The following is an 18,748-nucleotide window of genomic DNA, read 5'->3' on the forward strand; positions in this document are numbered from 1 at the left end:
TATTTGTATAGTAGCAAAGTTAGATTCATAGTTTTACATTGTTATAATAGAAGGTTTAAATTATAATTAATCTGTAAAACATCTTATAAGTTAGCTGTTGTTCTTGTATTTGAAATGTGTATTATGTTAAATTAATACCTGGTATTAAAATTAAAATCAAAAATAAGAAGGTGTACAACCATGGACGTGGGTATTAAAGGTTTTGGTGCATACACACCTAAAAATGTTGTAGACAATACCTATTTTGAATCATTTTTAGAAACTTCAGATAAATGGATTTCACAAATGACTGGCATTAAAGAAAGAAGATGGGCAGATGAAGATGAAGAAACTTCAGATTTAGCTTATCATGCAAGTTTAAAAGCGATAGAAGATGCGAATATCGAAGCATCAGAAATTGATATGATTATCGTTGCAACATCAACTGGGGATTTTCCATTTCCTACAGTTGCTAACATATTACAAGAAAAATTAGGCGTTGGCAAAGTTGCTTCAATGGATCAACTTGCGGCATGTAGTGGGTTTATGTATGCCATGATAAATGCTAAGCAATTTGTTCAATCAGGAGACTATAAAAATATACTTGTTGTTGGTGCAGATAAATTATCTAAGATCACTGATTTTACAGACCGTTCAACTGCAATTTTATTTGGTGATGGTGCTTGGTGCAGTTGTAATTGGAGAAGTATCTGAAGGACGTGGTATTTTAAGCTATGAATTAGGTTCAGATGGTTCAGGTGGTAAGTATCTATATTTAAATCCTGAAAATGGAAAAATATCCATGAACGGACGCGAGGTATTTAAATTTGCTGTAAGAATTATGGGTGAAGCGTCTAACAATGCAGTAGCCAAAGCAAATTTAACTCCTGAAGACGTTGACATGTTTGTACCACATCAAGCAAATATAAGAATTATGGAATCAGCGCGAGAACGCTTAGGCATTCCAAAAGAAAAAATGAGTGTTTCAGTAGATAAATATGGGAATACTTCAGCGGCTTCAATACCGTTAAGCATTTCTCAAGAATTAGAAAATGGCAAGATTAAAGATGATGATGTTCTAGTATTAGTAGGATTTGGTGGCGGTCTTACATGGGGCGCTGTAACTTTAAGATGGGGAAAATAGGAGGATAAAATATGACCAAAGAACAACGTGTTGTAATTACAGGAGTTGGAGCATTATCACCTCTTGGTAATGATGCAAAAACATCATGGAATAATGCTCTAAACGGTGTAAGTGGTATTGATACGATTACACGTGTAGATACAACAGATTATAATGTTCATTTAGCGAGTGAGCTAAAAGATTTTAATATAGAAGACCATATGCCTAAAAAAGAAGCACGACGCATGGATCGATTTACACAGTACGCAGTGGTTGCGGCTAGAGAAGCAGTACAAGATGCTAAATTAGTTATTAACGAAGAAACTGCTAATAGAATAGGTGTATGGATTGGGTCTGGTATTGGCGGTATGGAAACATTTGAAATTTCACATAGCCAATTATTAAACCGTGGCCCTAGACGCGTGAGTCCTTTCTTTGTACCAATGCTTATTCCAGACATGGCGACAGGACAAGTATCAATTGATTTAGGTGCTAAAGGACCTAATGGTGCGACAGTGACTGCATGTGCGACAGGTACGAATTCAATTGGTGAAGCATTTAAAGTTATACAACGTGGTGATGCAGACGCAATGATTTCAGGCGGAGCTGAAGCACCTATAACGCATATGGCGTTAGCAGGTTTCAGTGCAAGTCGTGCCTTATCTACAAATGATGATAAAGAAACAGCTTGTAGACCATTCCAAGAAGGTCGTGATGGTTTTATTATGGGCGAAGGTGCTTGGTGTCGTAGTTCTTGAATCTCTAGAGTCAGCTCAAGCGCGTGACGCAGAAATCTATGCTGAAGTTGTAGGTTATGGTTCAAGTGGCGACGCACATCATATTACTGCACCTTCACCAGAGGGCGAAGGTGGTTCACGTGCAATGCAAGTCGCTTTAGATGATGCTTGGTATAGAAGCTAAGGAAGTGCAATATCTTAATGCACATGGTACAAGTACACCAGTTGGAGATCTAACAGAAATCCAAGCAATTAAAAATACGTTTGGACAAGTCTGCTGCATCATTAAAGATAAGTTCAACGAAATCTATGACAGGTCATTTACTTGGTGCGACAGGTGGATTAGAGGCGATATTCTCTGCACTTTCTATTAGAGATAGTCGCATAGCGCCAACAATTCATGCAGATTCTCCAGATCCAGAATGTGATCTTGATATTGTACCAAACAAAGCGGAAGACTTAGAAATTAATTATGCAATGAGTAATAGTTTAGGTTTCGGTGGACACAATGCCGTAATCGTATTGAAAAAGTTTGCTGATTAAATCTATAAACTTTCATTTTAAACGAGTTAAAATGAATATGTCCAAGATATATATAAATTAATGAAAGCAGTCGGAATTTAAAATTCTGGCTGTTTTTTTAGGTTTAGTTTTTATTTTTTCAGTATTAATATGTTTCCGATAATTGCACTTAGAATACATATTTATCATTATTAACTTTATGATGAAAAAATATTGATTTTGAAAATTGTATGTACACAACAAACAATTAATGTATAATAGGAATAATTTCGGAGTCAGGAGGGATGAGATTTGAAGAAATTTATGACGTTATCAATCACTTTGAAAACAAGACTAATAGCGGATTTCATCTTGAATGTAGCAAGTCAAGCGATTTTACCCTTTATGGCTTTATATCTAACGAGCAAAACAAATGCGGTTTTTGTCGGTGCCTTTTTAATGACAAATATTGTTGTTAGTTTTTTCGTGTCTTTTCTAGGTGGATACTTAGGAGACAATTATAATAGGAAGAGAGTCGTTAATTATATACATTTCTTATATGCTATATGCTTAATTATATTAAGTATAACTGTAACTATGGACGGTATCGGTTTAATTATTTTTTGTGCTACTGTATTTATTTTTGAAATTTTATTTGCGGCGAGTCAACCTATTTTTGAAGCGGCTATCATGGATGCGATATACGAAGAGGTAAGGGAATATGTATATCAAGTTAATTATTGGATGTTTAATATTAGTACGGCGATAGGAATGATGTTAGGTGCATTACTATACTTAGGTCACAAGCATTTATTATTTATTATGTTCTTCTTCGCTATGTTAGTGAGTTGGTATTTATTTGAAAAATATTATGATGTAGAACAAATTTATAATAAAAAAGAGCCACTGACCTCTCGCTTTAAACATTTTGTGAATAGTTATCATGTTGTGCTAAAAGATAAATACTATATGATTTTTAATTTAGGAATGATGCTTGGTTTTTATGGCAGAACTCAGTTTAAATTCGTATGTCGTAGTAAGATTGAAAGATGAGTTTGAAGCCTTTCATTTTTTAGGATTTTACATAGATGGCGTAAGGATGTTTACTGTCATTATGATTATCAATACGATCGTGGTAGCGACGTTAACTTTTACAGTGAATCGACTTATAGCGCAAACTTCTAAAAGAGCGGTCTTTATCATCGGTATAGTATTGTATACGGTTGGTTATAGTGTATTGACGTCGACCAGTGCGTTTTGGATATTGTGTTTATTTGCAATCATTGCCACGTTAGGAGAATTAATTTATTCACCAATTCAAAATGCGCAACGCTTTTTAATGATACCTGATGACAAGCGCAGTACGTATTCTACATTTGGTATGGTCTCATATTATGGTGCCAATGTATTATCTAGATTCGGATTAATTTTGGGTGCGTTTTTACTGCCATGGATGATGTCAGTCTATGTTGCAGTAGTTGTATTAATCGGTTTTGTTTTACTTTACTATGCTTTATTCTTTAACCCCAATATAGAAACAAGATAATAAAAAGACTGTATTAGAGTATTGTGGAAAAATGAACAATATCTAATGCAGTCTTTTATATTGCAAAAGAAATACCGATAGAGAGTAATAAATAAAATAAATTACATACAAATGCAATTTTAACCCATGGCGTAACAAAATAATTTTCTTTTTTTGCTTGCGTCGGTTTGAAAAACTCATCATTTTCGAGTGTGTCTTTATGTTTTTTGTTAGTAAGTTGATATTTTAGTCTTCTAAAACCATAACTTGTAGGATCTAAAATACCTTCTTGAACAACGATAACGATAAAGAAGATGATAGCCAATGCAATGGAAATATAGAAAAAGGTATTGATATAAAGTACTAACGTATGTGAAGTAAATAACCAGACTAATAAAGAGAGTATAGGTGTAAAAATAACCCAAATCAGTAAACTTCTTATGTATTTCATATTAACTCCTCCAATTATACAATAAATTTATTGTAACTTAATAAACCTAAAAAATGAATATAAACTTCTATAAATTCAATTATATCAACACTTGTATAAGACTATAAAATAAATTGTTTAAAAATTCTTTAATAATGTAAAGCAAAACAATATTGCTTTACGCGTAAAGGAAAAGTATAATGTTAATAAATATTCTGAATATTTTAAAGGGAATGTTTATTCTGAATTTAAAGGGGGATAAAATATGCTTAAGTATGTTTTAAAGCGTTTGGGATATATGATTTTATCATTATTCATAATCATTACGATTACATTTTTCTTAATGAAGCTTATGCCAGGTTCACCATTTAATGATGAAAAATTAAATGAAGAGCAGAAGCAAATTTTAAATGAAAAGTATGGTTTGAATGAACCTGTACCAGTACAGTATGCAAGTTATTTAAAGAATGTCGTTACAGGGGATTTTGGTAACTCATTCCAATATGATAACCAACCTGTGTGGGACTTAATAAAACCAAGATTATTACCATCGCTTGAAATGGGACTGACAGCTATGGTTATTGGTGTGATATTAGGGTTGATTTTAGGGGTTATAGCGGCAGTACGGCAAAACAGTTGGGTCGACTATACAGCCACCGTCATTTCGGTTATTGCAGTATCAGTACCATCATTTGTTTTAGCAGTATTGCTACAATACGTATTTGCAGTTAGATTACAGTGGTTACCGGTTGCGGGTTGGGAAGGCATATCGACCGCGATACTGCCATCATTAGCACTATCGGCAGCAGTATTAGCAACGGTGGCAAGATACATAAGAGCAGAGATGATAGAAGTTTTAAGTTCGGATTATATCTTGTTAGCACGTGCAAAAGGTAATTCAACAATGAGAGTACTATTTGGACATGCATTACGGAATGCATTGATACCGGTTATTACGATTATTGTGCCGATGTTAGCAAGTATCTTAACTGGTACTTTGACAATTGAAAATATTTTCGGTGTGCCAGGGTTAGGGGACCAATTCGTGAGATCAATCACTACGAATGACTTCCCAGTTATCATGGCGACGACAATTTTATTCAGTACATTGTTTATTGTCTCCATTTTCATTGTAGATATTTTATACGGTTTAATTGATCCGCGTATCCGTGTACAAGGGGGTAAAAAATAATGGCTGATAAAAGAGATGAAAAATTAACAGATGATCATTCAAATGCAGTTATGACACATACTTCAGAAGGTATACCAAGCATCTGATTTTATTAGAAGCAAGAATGACATTGAAAAAGAACCGGAAATGCAAAGAGAAAGTAAAAACTTTTGGCAAGATGCATGGACGCAATTGAAACGAAATAAACTAGCGGTAGTTGGGATGATTGGTTTAATCCTTATCGTACTACTCGCATTAATTGGGCCTTTAATAAGTTCACACGATTTTGCTGAACAAGATGTAGATAGACGTAACTTACCGGCTAAAATACCTGTGCTAGATAAAATACCATTCTTGCCATTTGATGGTGAAGGCGCAAAAGGTGTCGATGCTTATAAAGAAGCAGGCGTTACAGAAAACTTTTGGTTTGGTACAGATCAGTTAGGTAGAGATTTATGGTCAAGAACTTGGCAAGGCGCGCAAGTATCCTTATTTATAGGTGTAGTAGCGGCTTTGCTCGATATATTTATAGGTGTTGTGTACGGGGCAATATCAGGGTTCTTTGGCGGACGGATAGATAATGTCATGCGGCGTATTATAGAAGTAGTTGCTTCGATACCTACACTGATTGTGGTTATCTTATTCGTATTAATTTTCGAGCCATCTATTTGGACCATCATTTTAGCCATGGCACTTACCGGCTGGATTGGTATGAGTCGTGTGGTACGTGGTGAATTCTTAAAGTTAAAAACACAAGAATTTGTCTTGGCATCTACAACATTAGGTGCATCAAAATTAAAATTAATATTCAAACATATTTTACCTAATACACTTGGCGTTATCGTAGTAACTTCAATGTTTACAGTGCCAAATGCCATATTCTTCGAAGCGTTCTTAAGTTTCATTGGTATTGGTGTACCAGCACCTAAGACGTCATTAGGTTCGTTAGTAAATGAAGGTAGAGCAATGCTGTTAATTCATCCGCATGAATTATTTATACCAACAGTAGTATTAAGTTTATTAATTTTATTCTTCTACTTATTTAGTGATGGATTACGCGATGCATTTGATCCTAAAATGCGCAGATAATAAAAGGGGGCAACATTTATGTCAGAACGAGTATTAGAAGTGAATAATTTGCATGTTTCCTTTGATATCGACGCTGGGGAAGTGCAAGCGGTTAGAGGTGTTGATTTCTTTGTCGATAAAGGTGAAACGCTAGCAATTGTTGGTGAATCTGGTTCGGGGAAATCAGTAACAACGAAAGCAATCACTAAATTATTTCAAGGTGATGCGGGGAGAATTAAAAAAGGTGAAATTAATTTCTTAGGTGAAGATTTAGCAAAGAAATCAGAACAAGAATTAATTAAACTTAGAGGTAAAGATATATCTATGATTTTCCAAGATCCAATGACTTCTTTAAACCCAACGATGAAGATTGGCAAACAAGTTATGGAACCATTGATGAAGCATAGAAATTATAATAAAACAGATGCGAAAAAACGTGCTTTAGAGATATTAAATTTAGTAGGTTTACCCAATGCAGAAAAACGTTTCTCTGCTTATCCGCACCAATTCTCAGGTGGACAAAGACAAAGAATCGTTATTGCAACAGCACTTGCATGTGAACCTAAAGTATTAATTGCTGATGAACCAACAACTGCTTTAGATGTAACGATGCGGGCACAGATTTTAGAGTTAATGAAAGAGCTCCAAGATAAAATTAGTACATCAATTATATTCATCACACATGACTTAGGTGTGGTTGCGAATATCGCAGATCGTGTCGCAGTAATGTATGGTGGTCAGATGGTAGAGACCGGAGATGTAGATGAAATATTCTATGATCCTAAACATCCATACACTTGGGGATTATTATCATCAATGCCAGATTTAACTACAGGTTCAGAAACAGAATTGTTAGCTATTCCAGGAACACCGCCAGATTTATTACATCCACCTAAAGGAGATGCTTTTGCAGAGCGTAGTCAATTTGCATTAGATATAGATTTTAAGACGCCACCTCCTTGGTTTCAAGTATCGCCTACACATTTTGTGAAATCGTGGTTGTTGGACGAACGTTCCCCTCATGTCGAGCCACCAGAAATGGTGAAAAAGCGTTTACGTAAAATGCCGAATAATTACGATAAACCTCAACAAGTAGAAAGGGTGTCGTTCGATGGAGAATAATAAAGATGTGCTATTACAAGTGAAAAACTTAAAACAATATTTTAATGAAGGTAAGCGAAATGAAGTTAGAGCCATCGAAAATATTTCTTTCGATGTGTTTAAAGGGGAAACATTTGGCTTAGTAGGAGAGTCAGGCTGTGGTAAATCAACTACAGGTAAAGCCATTATTAAATTGAATGATATTACAGATGGAGAAATTCTATATGAAGGCGTAGATATTCAAAAGATTAAAAATCGTAAAGACTCATTGAAATTTAATAAAAAAATACAAATGATCTTCCAAGATCCCTATGCATCATTAAATCCACGTTTAAAAGTTATGGATATCGTAGCTGAAGGTATTGATATACATAAACTTGCTTCCGGTGTTAAAGATCGTAAGAAACGTGTTTATGACTTATTGGAAACAGTAGGTTTAAGTAAAGAGCATGCCAACCGTTACCCGCATGAATTTTCTGGGGGACAACGTCAACGTATTGGTATTGCACGTGCATTAGCAGTTCAGCCAGAGTTTATTATCGCTGATGAACCGATATCTGCATTAGACGTTTCTATCCAAGCACAGGTTGTAAATTTGTTATTAAAATTACAGAAAGAGCGAGGTATTACATTCTTATTCATTGCCCATGACCTTTCAATGGTGAAATACATTTCTGACAGAATTGCAGTGATGCATTTCGGTAAAATCGTTGAGTTAGGTAGTGCTGATGAAATTTATCATCATCCTATGCATCCTTATACCAAATCTTTACTTTCTGCTGTACCTCAGCCAGACCCTGAAAGTGAAAGAGTGAGAAAGAGAACAGTTTTTAAAGAAGACGCAGAAAACAATGACAAACGTTCATTGCATGAAGTACGACCAAACCATTATGTATTTACAACAGATGAAGAAGCGGAAGCACTGCAATCTGAAACACATGAAACGTCTGTATAAAAGGGGAAAGGGGGATTACGATGAAAAAAATTAAGTTATTTACGATACTTATTGCGCTGACAGTAGTATTAGCGAGGTTGTGGTAGTGCTGAAGGTATATATTCAGATAAAGGACAAGTATTCAGAAAAGTATTATCGCAAGATATTACGTCATTGGATTCAGCATTGGCAACGGATACAGTGTCATTTGATATGTATAACCAAATTTATGAAGGTCTATATACATTAGATAAAGATGATAAAGCGCAACCAGGTGTGGCTAAAGCATTGCCTAAAGAAAGTAATGGCGGTAAAACTTTAACAATTGAATTACGTAAAGACGCAAAATGGTCGAATGGGGATCCAGTTACTGCGCATGACTTCGAGTTTGCCTGGAAGCGCGTAGTGAATCCTGAAACAGCATCTGAGTATGCCTATATTATGTACGATTTGAAAAATGCGGAAGCTATTAATATGGGTAAAAAAGATGTAGATGAATTAGGTGTAAAAGCACTAGATGATCATACGTTGAAGGTGGAATTAAATAAACCAATCCCGTATATTAATGAAATGTTTGCTTTTGGTACATTTATGCCACAAAATGAAAAAGTTGTGAAAAAACATGGTCAGCAATATGGTACTACAGCTGATAAAACAGTGTTTAATGGACCTTTCAAGATAGATCAATGGAGGGTTGAAGATAAAATTCAACTTGTAAAAAACGAAGATTATTGGGATAAAGAAGCGGTTCATTTAGATCGCGTTAATTATAAAGTATTAAAAGACCAACAAGCGGGTGCGTCTTTATATGATACAGGCTCTGTTGATGATACTGTTATTACAGCGGATCAGGTTGATAAATATGAAGATAATGCAGGTTTGAAAAAACGTTTATTAGCAAGTACATTTTATATCAAATTAAATCAAAAAACTGTACCAAGCATTTAAAAATAAAGATATGAGACTAGCAATTTCACAAGCAATTAATAAAGAAGGCTATGTAGATGCTGTTAAAAATGATGGTTCGGAAGCAACAGACGGTTTCACATCTAAATTAACAGCAGAAACACCTGATGGTAAAGATTTTGCGGAAACGATTGATTCGCCATTATCATATAACCCAGAAGTCGCTAAAGCACATTATGAAAAAGCTAAAAAAGATTTAGGTATCAAAGATCTGACATTCACGATGAATACTGAAGATACACCAAGTTCAAAAATTTCAGCTGAGTATATCAAAGCTCAAGTAGAAAAAACGTTGCCTGGTGTCACAATGAAAATTAAACAATTACCATTTAAACAACGTTTGAATCAAGAGTCTTCTGAAACACACGAAGCCTCATTATCTGGTTGGGGACCAGACTATCCAGACCCATTAACATTCTTAAGTATTATGACAACAGGTGCTGCTCAGAATAATACTGGTCGGGGTAGTAAAGAATATGATCAATTAATTGAAGATGCTAATGGCAAATTATTGAAAAAACCGGAAGAACGTAATGTTGCTATGAAGAAAGCAGAAGAAATGATGTTGGAAGATGCACCAGTTGCACCGATATATCAAAAAGGGGAAGCGCACTTAACAAATCCACAAGTTAAAGGCTTAATCTATCACCAAATTGGAGGAGATACATCTCTGAAAAATGTGAGAATAGATAAGAGTATTGATAGAGAAACTGGTGAAAAGAAAGAATAGTTAGTATAGGTTGAAAAATAAAATAAATATTACAAACAGCACATCAACATAAGGTTGGTGTGCTGTTTATTTTTCATATTAAACTAAACTAGTTAGTACTATATGAAATTGAGAAAACATTTCTTGCTCAATTAGTTAAACATGTATTTAAAGCACTGGCTGAAGACTACGGGCTGAGACTGTAATTGTGGAAAGCAAGCACAAAAAATGCCAACAAAGTCACTGACTTTGTTGGCATTTTAATATATTCTAATTAAATAGAATGTGCCCGTTATAATTATCTTTTACGGCCTAAGCCCATAGCTTTTTCCATTTTCTTCAATGTTTTGAAAGAAACTTTTTGAGCTTTATCTCTACCATTATCTAAAATAGTATCTAATTCATCTGAATTAAAGTAGTACTCATATTTTTCTTGAAAATCTGTTAAGAATGTTTTTACGATTTCTGCTAAATCTGATTTAAACACACCATAATTAGAGTCTTTATATTTAAGTTGTAATGATTCTAGAGATTCATCCGTTAAACTAGAATAAATGGATAATAAATTAGAAATACCTGGCTTGTGCTCTCTATCAAATTTTATAATACCATCTGAATCAGTTACTGCACTTTTGATTTTTTTAGCAGCAGTATTTGGTTGGTCAAGTAAGGAAATGAAATTCTTTTGATTATCATCACTTTTACTCATTTTTCTAGTTGGATCCTGTAAACTCATCACACGACCACCCACTTTTGGTATGCGTATTTCGGGTTTAATTAATATATCGTTAAAACGAGAATTAAATCTATCTACTAAGTTTCTTGTTAATTCCATGTGTTGCTTTTGGTCGTCGCCCACAGGGACAATATTCGTGTTATAGATTATGATGTCTGCGGCCATTAACGGTGGATATGTAAGTAAACCTGCTGGAACGCCTTCAGTCTGTTTAGTAGCTTTATCTTTAAATTGTGTCATACGTTCCAATTCTCCAATAGAAGAGATCGAAGTGAGCATCCAACTCGCCTGTATATGCGCCGGTACTTCTGATTGTATGAATAATGTGGATTTCTCTGGGTCGATACCAGAGGCTAAATAAATCGCCGCAAGCTGTCTTGTTTGTTTACGTAACTTCAAACGATCTTGTGGAACAGTAATTGCGTGCTGATCCACGATGCAGAAGAAACAATTGTAATCGTCTTGGACTTCACCAAATTGTTTCAATGCACCAATGTAATTACCAAGTGTTGGAATACCACTGGGCTGGATACCTGAAAATAATGTTTCCATTTTTAGATGCCTACCTTCTAAAATTTAATTTAATACATATTACCTACATTATAACAGTATTTCAATCATTTGTAATTTATGTTAAACTATAGACATATCAATATTTCTATCCGAATTTATTGAGAATTGCTTTTATTTTAAATTTTTTGATAAAAATTAAAGAATTCTCATTTAATTTTAATGTTGAAAGGGTATACTTTGATTGTAAGGTTAAGGAAGACGAAGTTTACTTGAAAGTTTCTTAATCATATAAATATTGAAATCTAATGAATTTAAATTCATGAAAAATAGGAGAGTGAGATGTATGGTAACATTATTTACTTCACCAAGTTGCACATCTTGCCGTAAAGCGAAAGCATGGTTACAAGAACATGACATTCCGTATACGGAGCGTAACATTTTTTCAGAACACTTAACAATTGACGAAATCAAACAAATTTTAAAAATGACTGAAGACGGAACAGATGAAATTATATCTACACGTTCTAAGACTTACCAAAAGCTAAACGTTGATATAGACGCATTGCCGCTTCAAGATTTATATTCAATTATTCAAGATAATCCTGGTTTATTACGTCGTCCAATTATTTTAGACGAAAAACGTTTACAAGTTGGTTATAACGAAGACGAAATCAGACGTTTCTTACCAAGAAAAGTACGTACGTTCCAATTACAAGAAGCGCAACGTATGGTTGACTAAAACAAATCATAATTTACAATATTGGCCATAAAGTAGCATGTTTATGATGTTGCTTTGTGGCTTTATTATATTTAGCATAACAAATAGACTCAGAGTGAAGTCAAATGAACCGATTATTTTATAGTTCAAGACTTTTAAAAACAATGAGCCATTTGATTGAAGAATGATAAAAGTGAAACAAGCACTTGGTAATTAGTGCTGTTTTTTTGGCTTATGTTAGGGTATGTGTTAATATAAGAGACCAATTAGGAAATAGTAAAAATTAATGAAACAAATCAATTGTAATTATTACTACGTTCTAATACAATAATGATTACTATTCATCGACTGTAAGGAGTGAGATGATATGAGAATAGAGCGTGTTGACGATACTACTGTTAAATTATTTATAACATATAGTGATATAGAGGCTAGAGGTTTTAAACGTGAGGATTTGTGGACAAATCGTAAGCGTGGTGAAGAGTTCTTTTGGAACATGATGGAAGAAATCAACGAAGAAGAAGATTTTGTAGTTGAAGGTCCTTTATGGATACAAGTACATGCTTTTGAAAAAGGTGTTGAAGTAACGATATCTAAATCTAAAAATGAAGACCTTATTAATATGTCAGAGAATGGTGATAACGAACAACTTGATTATCAAGTGAACGATTTATTATCACAGACGTTTGATCAAGATGATAGTTTAGAAGATTTATTTGAACAACGTCAACAACAAAAAGAAAGCAACCACAATCAAGATAATAATGACCATAAACAACAAAGCACACGTACAGTAATTGTTAAATTTAACGATTTAGAAGAAGTGATTGATTATGCACACCACAACAATCAATCAGTAGATGACTTTGAAGATTTATTATACAGTTTTAATAATATATACTACTATGCTGTTCATTTTGATGAAACAGTGGATCAAGAATCAATTAATGATAGTTATAGTCAATTACTTGAATTCGCATATCCTACTGACAAATCAGAAGTATATTTAAACGACTATGCAAAAATTATTATGAGTCATAATGTTGCGTCACAAGTACGTCGTTATTTCCCAAGTGCGACAGAATAATATAAAATTTTTAATTTAAAATTGAGACCTGTTGAAATTTAATTTTCAGCGAGTCTTTTTGTGTGCCTTATTTTATTTATGTTCAATTACCAGTGGTATATAAATCATTTGCTATCATTACTATATTTTAAAAGTAATGATTCATTTGTAACAGTGTAATAAAATGAGGTGGTAAAATTATGTTATGTGCAAGAAATGAAAGTAACCAAATCATATCGGCAATGATTGCTCAAAAAGGACATCAATATACGTGTCCGCATTGTAATAATAAAGTTATATTTAAAAAAGGCCAATTCATTGCACCACATTTTGCTCATGTAAGTAAAAGGATGCTTACATGCAATAAAGGAGAAACTTATGAACACTATTGTCTTAAATACCAACTTGCTCAATGGTTTGAAAAATATAATTATAATGTTGCCATAGAACCTTATATAACAGGATGTTATCAATATCCTGATTTAATCATAAATCACAGTGTAGCAATTGAAATACAATTTTCACGAATTACGATATCAAATATAAAAAAACGCAGTATATCCTTACAAAAATGTGGGCTAGATGTTGTGTGGGTTATTAATAATCCAAGTTATGATAAGATAACACAAATTTTAATGCTTACAACTTGTGAACGGACTTATATTAATTTAAAAGAGCACCACTTATTTGCTTGGAATGATTACACACAAGAACTGTACAAATATAAGATATTACAATATCTTGGTGGCAAACGATATGTTGCGAAAAGAGAGATTGTTTCAAATGATGCTTTGGTACATACCTCGACTCATGTAGATATGCAATATAACAATTTAACATTAAAGTTAAGTGAAACTGCAATTATTAAATACTTGAAGCATTGTCGTAATAGGCGTTCGGTACTTGAGCCGAGTCTTAGCGTTATGTACCAATTACAATTATCAGAGTCATGGGTAAGTAAACATCTTGGTATCATTTTCCCAGAACAATTATATGTTAAATCTCATCCAGTATATTGGCAATTACAACTTCTATTTATGTTAAAGCATGTACAATATAAGTTAAGTGATTTTATAAAATTAATTGAGTATAATGAATTTTATACAGGGGATGTTAATAAGGAAGAAATTGCTAGGGAAATGGTTAGAAAATTTCAGAAATTGAATTATAGCATTGGACGTAATAACGTGCAAAAATGATTGTTACGTGAGAAAATTATAATAATGAACTTTATAGGAGGTTTACTTAATATTATGACTGAACAATTAACAAGAGAAGAACAAGAACGTAAATACCCTGAATATACTTGGGACTTAACTACTATTTTCGAATCAGATGAAGCTTTTGAAGCAACATTTAAAGAAGTGGAAAATAACATAGGACAAGAAGAACAATTTAGAGGTCATTTAGCTGATAGTGCAGAAACACTTTATAACGCATTAGCTTTAGAAGACGAACTGGGTTCTCAATTAGAAAAAGTATACGTATATGCTCATCTAAAACAAGATCAAGATACTGCAAATGATAAGTACACGGGATACGAGTCACGTGCACATCAACTTATTATTAAATTTAGTTCTGGATGGAGTTTCTTAGTTCCAGAAATTTTACAAATTGATGAAGCACAAATCCAAAATTTCATTGAATCTAATGATGATTTAAAACGTTATGCATTTGATTTGAAACTGATTAATGAAAAACGACCTCATGTTTTAAGTGCAGATAAAGAAAAATTACTTACTGAGGCACAAGATGCTTTAGCAACATCAGATAATGTATATGGTATGTTTAGTAACGCTGATTTAGAATTTGAAGATGCAATTGATAAAGATGGGAATCATCATTCATTAACTCAAGGTACGTTTATAAAATGTTTAGAATCAGATGATCGTATTTTACGTAAATCTGCATTTGAAAATTTATATAAAGCCTATGGCGCATTTAACAATACATTAAGCGCAACTTTAGGCGGCGAAGTGAAAAAGAATGTGTTTAATGCCAAAACACATAATTACGAAACTGCAAGAGCAAGCAGCATTAAGTAATAATCATATACCAGAAGAAGTATATGATAATTTAGTTAAAACTGTGCATAACTACTTACCATTATTACATCGCTATACGAAATTACGTAAAGACTTATTAGGTTTAGAAGATATGAAGATGTACGATCTTTATACACCTTTAGTTAAAGATGTGAAATTTGAAATGCCGTATGAAGAAGCTAAAGATTGGATGGTAAAAGCTTTACAACCTATGGGCGAAGAATATATGAAAGTTGTTGAAGAAGGGTTAAATCATCGTCAGGTAGACGTATACGAAAATAAAGGTAAACGCTCAGGTGGTTATTCTTCAGGTGCGCATTTAACTAATCCCTTTATATTATTAAATTGGTCCAATACAGTGAGTGATTTATATACATTAGTGCATGAATTTGGTCACTCTGCACATAGTTATTTCAGTCGTCAAAACCAACCGACCAATTCAAGTGGTTATACAATTTTTGTAGCAGAAGTAGCTTCTACATGTAATGAAGCATTGTTAAGCGACTATATGGACAAACATTTAGATGATGAACGTAGACTATTATTACTTAATCAAGAACTTGAACGTTTCCGTGCAACATTATTTAGACAGACAATGTTTGCTGAATTTGAGCATAAGATTCATCAAATCGAAGAGGCAGGAGAACCACTTACAGCAAATCGTATGAATGAAGAATACGCAGAATTGAATAGACAATACTTTGGTGATTCTGTCGAAACAGATGAAGATATTAGTAAAGAGTGGTCAAGAATTCCTCACTTCTATATGAATTATTATGTGTATCAATATGCAACTGGATATAGTGCGGCTCAAAGTTTAAGTCGTCAAATTTTGGCTGAAGGCCAACCAGCAGTGGACAGATATATTAATGAATTCTTGAAAAAAGGTAGCTCAGATTACCCAATTGAAATACTTAAAAATGCAGGTGTAGATATGACAACTCCTGAACCAATTGAACAAGCTTGCCAAGTATTCGAACAAAAATTAGACGCTTTTGAAAAGCTTATGAAAGCTTAGTGTGAATGTATTCGTTTTCAATATGACAAGTTTGTGACAAAGTGATTTTATTTAAACTAAAAGGTTGAAAGACGCATTTTAGCGTGTTATATTATAAACATGAAATTAATCACATAACAAACATACCCCTTTGTTTGAAGTGAGAAAATTTCTCCCATCCCCTTTGTTTAGCGCCGTGTAATCAGACACGGCGTTTTTTTATATCCTTTTTTAATTAAATTCAAAAATATGAATAACTATTCGTTTGACTTTAAAAAATTAAAGTTATAGAATTAACTTGTACTTAAAATAAATACAAGAAAGAGGTTGTATAGATGAAATTAGCAGTTGTAGCGAGCAAATGGTAAAGCAGGGCAACTCATTACAAAAGAAGCCTATGATAGAGGGCTAGACGTGACTGCCATTGTAAGAAGTTCAAATAAAACAGTAGCAGATCAAGTGATTCAAAAAGATTTATTCGATTTAACAATGGCTGACATTGCAGAATTTGATGTAGTTATCGATGCTTTTGGACAACCTGATGAAAATAAATTAGATGAACATAGTAAATCAATGAAACATCTAGGTGATTTAGTAAGTAACAGCAACAAGCGTTTGTTAATTATTGGCGGGGCAGGTAGTTTGTATGTAGATGAAGCACATACGCTGAAGTTGATAGACGCACCAGATTTTCCTGACCAATTTAAAAAGATTAGCCAAGCACAAATCAAAACACTAGAAGAAATACAAAAACGAAAAGATGTAAAATGGACATTTGTTTGTCCCGCGCCAGATTTTCAATATAATGGTGAGAAAACTGGAGAATATAAATTGAGTGCAGACGAAGTTATTGGTTCAAATGTAAGTTATGCAGATTTTGCTCAAGCAATGGTAGATGAAGTAGTAGATGCACAACATATCCAACAACGTTTTGCAGTATTTGCGAAATAAAATAATAATGAAAACTTTAGTAAGATGAGACTATGTCTCAACCCTGAAATATAAATAGTGATTTGGACCGATACTTGTGGAAAAGTACTAGAAGAAGATTATAGATTGAAGCTGTACTAGCGAAAAGTACGCACAAAAAATGCCAACAAAGCCTGTGACTTTGTTGGCATTCTGAGATAGCCTTTAGGGCTATCTTTTTATTTGTTAAAAAGTGTGGTTATCTGTTTATTTCACATTCAAATTTTAGATCTCCAAAATTTTCCATCTGGAGATTTAAGTTTTTCTATCTTTTGTTGCAGTGCTAATTTTTTAAGTTCTTTATTCATTAATTTTTCAGGCCATTCATAAATGGTAAGTAACTCTTCTTTAGTAACTAATTGCTGTTGTTGTATATAACCTTCGAGTGTAGGCGGTAATTTTTTTTCAATAGGTGTTCCAATTAGTTCATTTATGATATACGTATAGATGTGATAAGGATAGAGACCTTCAACTTTCAATCCTTCTTCGTGAACGTCTTCATTAAAGAATACAAGTGAAGGCGCTTCTTCAATCTCCATTTCTCGTGCAATATGCAAGTCTACTTGTAAGCTTTCTTTTAAATAGCTACTATGCAAATCTTCTTTAAAGACTTCATAATCTAACCCCGCATTACTTATGCAATTATTGACCATTGATTCAGTGATTATATCTCTTTTTGGTATAATTTCATTTTGTACAAGGTGTATAAAACGTTCAGCACGTATGCGTCCTTGAAGTTCAGCAACCTTATATGCGAGTGCAATATTATCTAAGTCCGATGTGCTCTGCGCTTGGCATTTTGTTAAGACACGTAAAGATGGATTTAATATATGTCTTATACTGATATATTGCTTATACTCTATACGCAATTTAGAGAGAATTGCTGATAATTTGAAGCAATCTTTACTGAATGGGTCGAAAAAAGAATAAATTTCTATCTTACTCACAGGTGAAAGATTCGCATCTTCACGACTATTAGCATGTATTAATTTTAATTCTTCAGTCATGTACATTTCACCTACAATTAGTTTTCGGTATTAACCATATGATTCGCTGTTAAACGCAATCTTTCATACAAATAATCGCCGACACCGCTTGGAAATCTGCATGCTGAATAGCACTATACATATTTTCAAGCCATGCGTCGCGTTCGTTGTTTGTTATTATAAACTCCATATGACGTCTTTTTAACATTGGATGACCATGTTCTTCTGAATAAAGGCTTGGTCCGCCTAAAAATTGAGTCAAGAATTGTTTTTGTTTTCTACTTGTTTCTTGAAAATCTCCAGGAAACAAATGGTTAATTCTGTCATCTTTTTCCACTAAAAAATAGAAATGGTCAATCATCTTATATAATGCTTCATGTCCAATGATTTCGTAAGGTGTCTGTGTCATTTTATCACCATATTCTCTTAATATATAACTAATATAACACGAATATTTACATTTGGAAGTAATTC

12 protein-coding genes and 6 pseudogenes are annotated in these 18,748 nt (G+C 33.4%); 14 read left to right on the plus strand and 4 right to left on the minus strand.

From position 1 onward, the window contains the following. Positions 1–180: 180 nt before the first annotated feature. The 4 genes and pseudogenes from ABLV90_RS08670 to ABLV90_RS08685 all read left to right on the plus strand — a co-directional run bounded on the left by ABLV90_RS08670 (position 181) and on the right by ABLV90_RS08685 (position 3,886). A pseudogene (locus ABLV90_RS08670) lies at positions 181–1,123 on the plus strand (beta-ketoacyl-ACP synthase III). Positions 1,124–1,134: 11 nt separating this feature from the next. After that, a pseudogene (gene fabF / locus ABLV90_RS08675) lies at positions 1,135–2,382 on the plus strand (beta-ketoacyl-ACP synthase II). Between the two features lie 270 nt (positions 2,383–2,652). Beyond that, entirely contained in the window at positions 2,653–3,393 is a 741-nt protein-coding gene (locus ABLV90_RS08680) for an MFS transporter (RefSeq protein WP_460872498.1), read from the plus strand. Then, positions 3,344–3,886, plus strand: coding sequence for a hypothetical protein (locus ABLV90_RS08685; protein WP_460872499.1), 543 nt, complete (start codon positions 3,344–3,346; stop codon positions 3,884–3,886). The genes ABLV90_RS08680 and ABLV90_RS08685 overlap by 50 nt, the downstream gene beginning before the upstream one ends. Before the next feature lie 55 nt (positions 3,887–3,941). Here ABLV90_RS08685 and ABLV90_RS08690 read toward each other — a convergent pair whose 3' ends face one another. Beyond that, the gene (locus ABLV90_RS08690) at positions 3,942–4,316 is read right to left on the minus strand and encodes a DUF3899 domain-containing protein (RefSeq protein WP_427705097.1); all 375 of its coding nucleotides are present in this window, start codon (positions 4,314–4,316) and stop codon (positions 3,942–3,944) included. Between the two features lie 244 nt (positions 4,317–4,560). Between ABLV90_RS08690 and opp3b the strand changes: the two genes are divergently transcribed. The 5 genes and pseudogenes from opp3b (at position 4,561) to ABLV90_RS08715 (ending at position 10,265) form a co-directional block, all read left to right on the plus strand. Further along, positions 4,561–5,487, plus strand: a complete 927-nt coding sequence (opp3b, locus tag ABLV90_RS08695; RefSeq protein WP_057512701.1) for an oligopeptide ABC transporter permease — start codon at positions 4,561–4,563, stop codon at positions 5,485–5,487. Next, positions 5,487–6,555: pseudogene (gene opp3C / locus ABLV90_RS08700) on the plus strand (oligopeptide ABC transporter permease). Before opp3b ends, opp3C begins: the two are co-directional and overlap by 1 nt. Positions 6,556–6,573: 18 nt before the next feature. Then, positions 6,574–7,656: an ABC transporter ATP-binding protein gene (locus ABLV90_RS08705; RefSeq protein WP_460872500.1), complete on the plus strand. Its 1,083-nt coding sequence runs from the start codon at positions 6,574–6,576 to the stop codon at positions 7,654–7,656. Then, positions 7,646–8,590: an ABC transporter ATP-binding protein gene (locus tag ABLV90_RS08710; protein ID WP_427705089.1), complete on the plus strand. Its 945-nt coding sequence runs from the start codon at positions 7,646–7,648 to the stop codon at positions 8,588–8,590. Before ABLV90_RS08705 ends, ABLV90_RS08710 begins: the two co-directional genes overlap by 11 nt. A 20-nt stretch (positions 8,591–8,610) precedes the next feature. Beyond that, positions 8,611–10,265: pseudogene (locus ABLV90_RS08715) on the plus strand (peptide ABC transporter substrate-binding protein). 277 nt (positions 10,266–10,542) lie between these two features. Here ABLV90_RS08715 and trpS read toward each other — a convergent pair. Further along, complete coding sequence (trpS, locus tag ABLV90_RS08720; protein ID WP_427705084.1) at positions 10,543–11,532, minus strand: tryptophan--tRNA ligase; 990 nt, start codon at positions 11,530–11,532, stop codon at positions 10,543–10,545. 304 nt (positions 11,533–11,836) lie between these two features. On the opposite strand from trpS, the gene spxA reads away from it, so the two are divergent. The 5 genes and pseudogenes from spxA (at position 11,837) to ABLV90_RS08745 (ending at position 17,270) form a co-directional block, all read left to right on the plus strand. After that, on the plus strand, positions 11,837–12,232 hold the full coding sequence (spxA, locus tag ABLV90_RS08725; RefSeq protein ID WP_002483765.1) for a transcriptional regulator SpxA: 396 nt from the start codon (positions 11,837–11,839) through the stop codon (positions 12,230–12,232). A 346-nt stretch (positions 12,233–12,578) separates the two neighbouring features. Further along, positions 12,579–13,298 (plus strand): adaptor protein MecA, encoded by a 720-nt coding sequence (mecA, locus tag ABLV90_RS08730; RefSeq protein ID WP_285322872.1) that lies wholly within the window; start codon positions 12,579–12,581, stop codon positions 13,296–13,298. A gap of 179 nt (positions 13,299–13,477) precedes the next feature. Beyond that, positions 13,478–14,476 (plus strand): competence protein CoiA, encoded by a 999-nt coding sequence (locus ABLV90_RS08735; RefSeq protein WP_427705081.1) that lies wholly within the window; start codon positions 13,478–13,480, stop codon positions 14,474–14,476. Between the two features lie 54 nt (positions 14,477–14,530). Continuing rightward, a pseudogene (pepF, locus tag ABLV90_RS08740) lies at positions 14,531–16,340 on the plus strand (oligoendopeptidase F). A 393-nt stretch (positions 16,341–16,733) separates the two neighbouring features. Continuing rightward, entirely contained in the window at positions 16,734–17,270 is a 537-nt protein-coding gene (locus ABLV90_RS08745) for an NAD(P)-dependent oxidoreductase (protein ID WP_460872501.1), read from the plus strand. A 236-nt stretch (positions 17,271–17,506) separates the two neighbouring features. Here the strand turns inward: ABLV90_RS08745 and yjbH are convergent, their stop codons facing one another. Together yjbH and ABLV90_RS08755 are read right to left on the minus strand one after the other, a co-directional pair. Next, positions 17,507–18,295 carry a protease adaptor protein YjbH gene (yjbH, locus tag ABLV90_RS08750; RefSeq protein WP_460872502.1) on the minus strand — a complete coding sequence of 263 codons (789 nt, stop codon included), beginning with the start codon at positions 18,293–18,295 and terminating at the stop codon, positions 17,507–17,509. A 17-nt stretch (positions 18,296–18,312) separates the two neighbouring features. Beyond that, positions 18,313–18,683, minus strand: a pseudogene (locus ABLV90_RS08755) (truncated hemoglobin YjbI). Positions 18,684–18,748: the final 65 nt, after the last annotated feature.

Source organism: Staphylococcus sp. 2S1, from assembly GCF_046721335.1.
Classification (GTDB): Bacteria; Bacillota; Bacilli; order Staphylococcales; family Staphylococcaceae; genus Staphylococcus; species Staphylococcus equorum_A.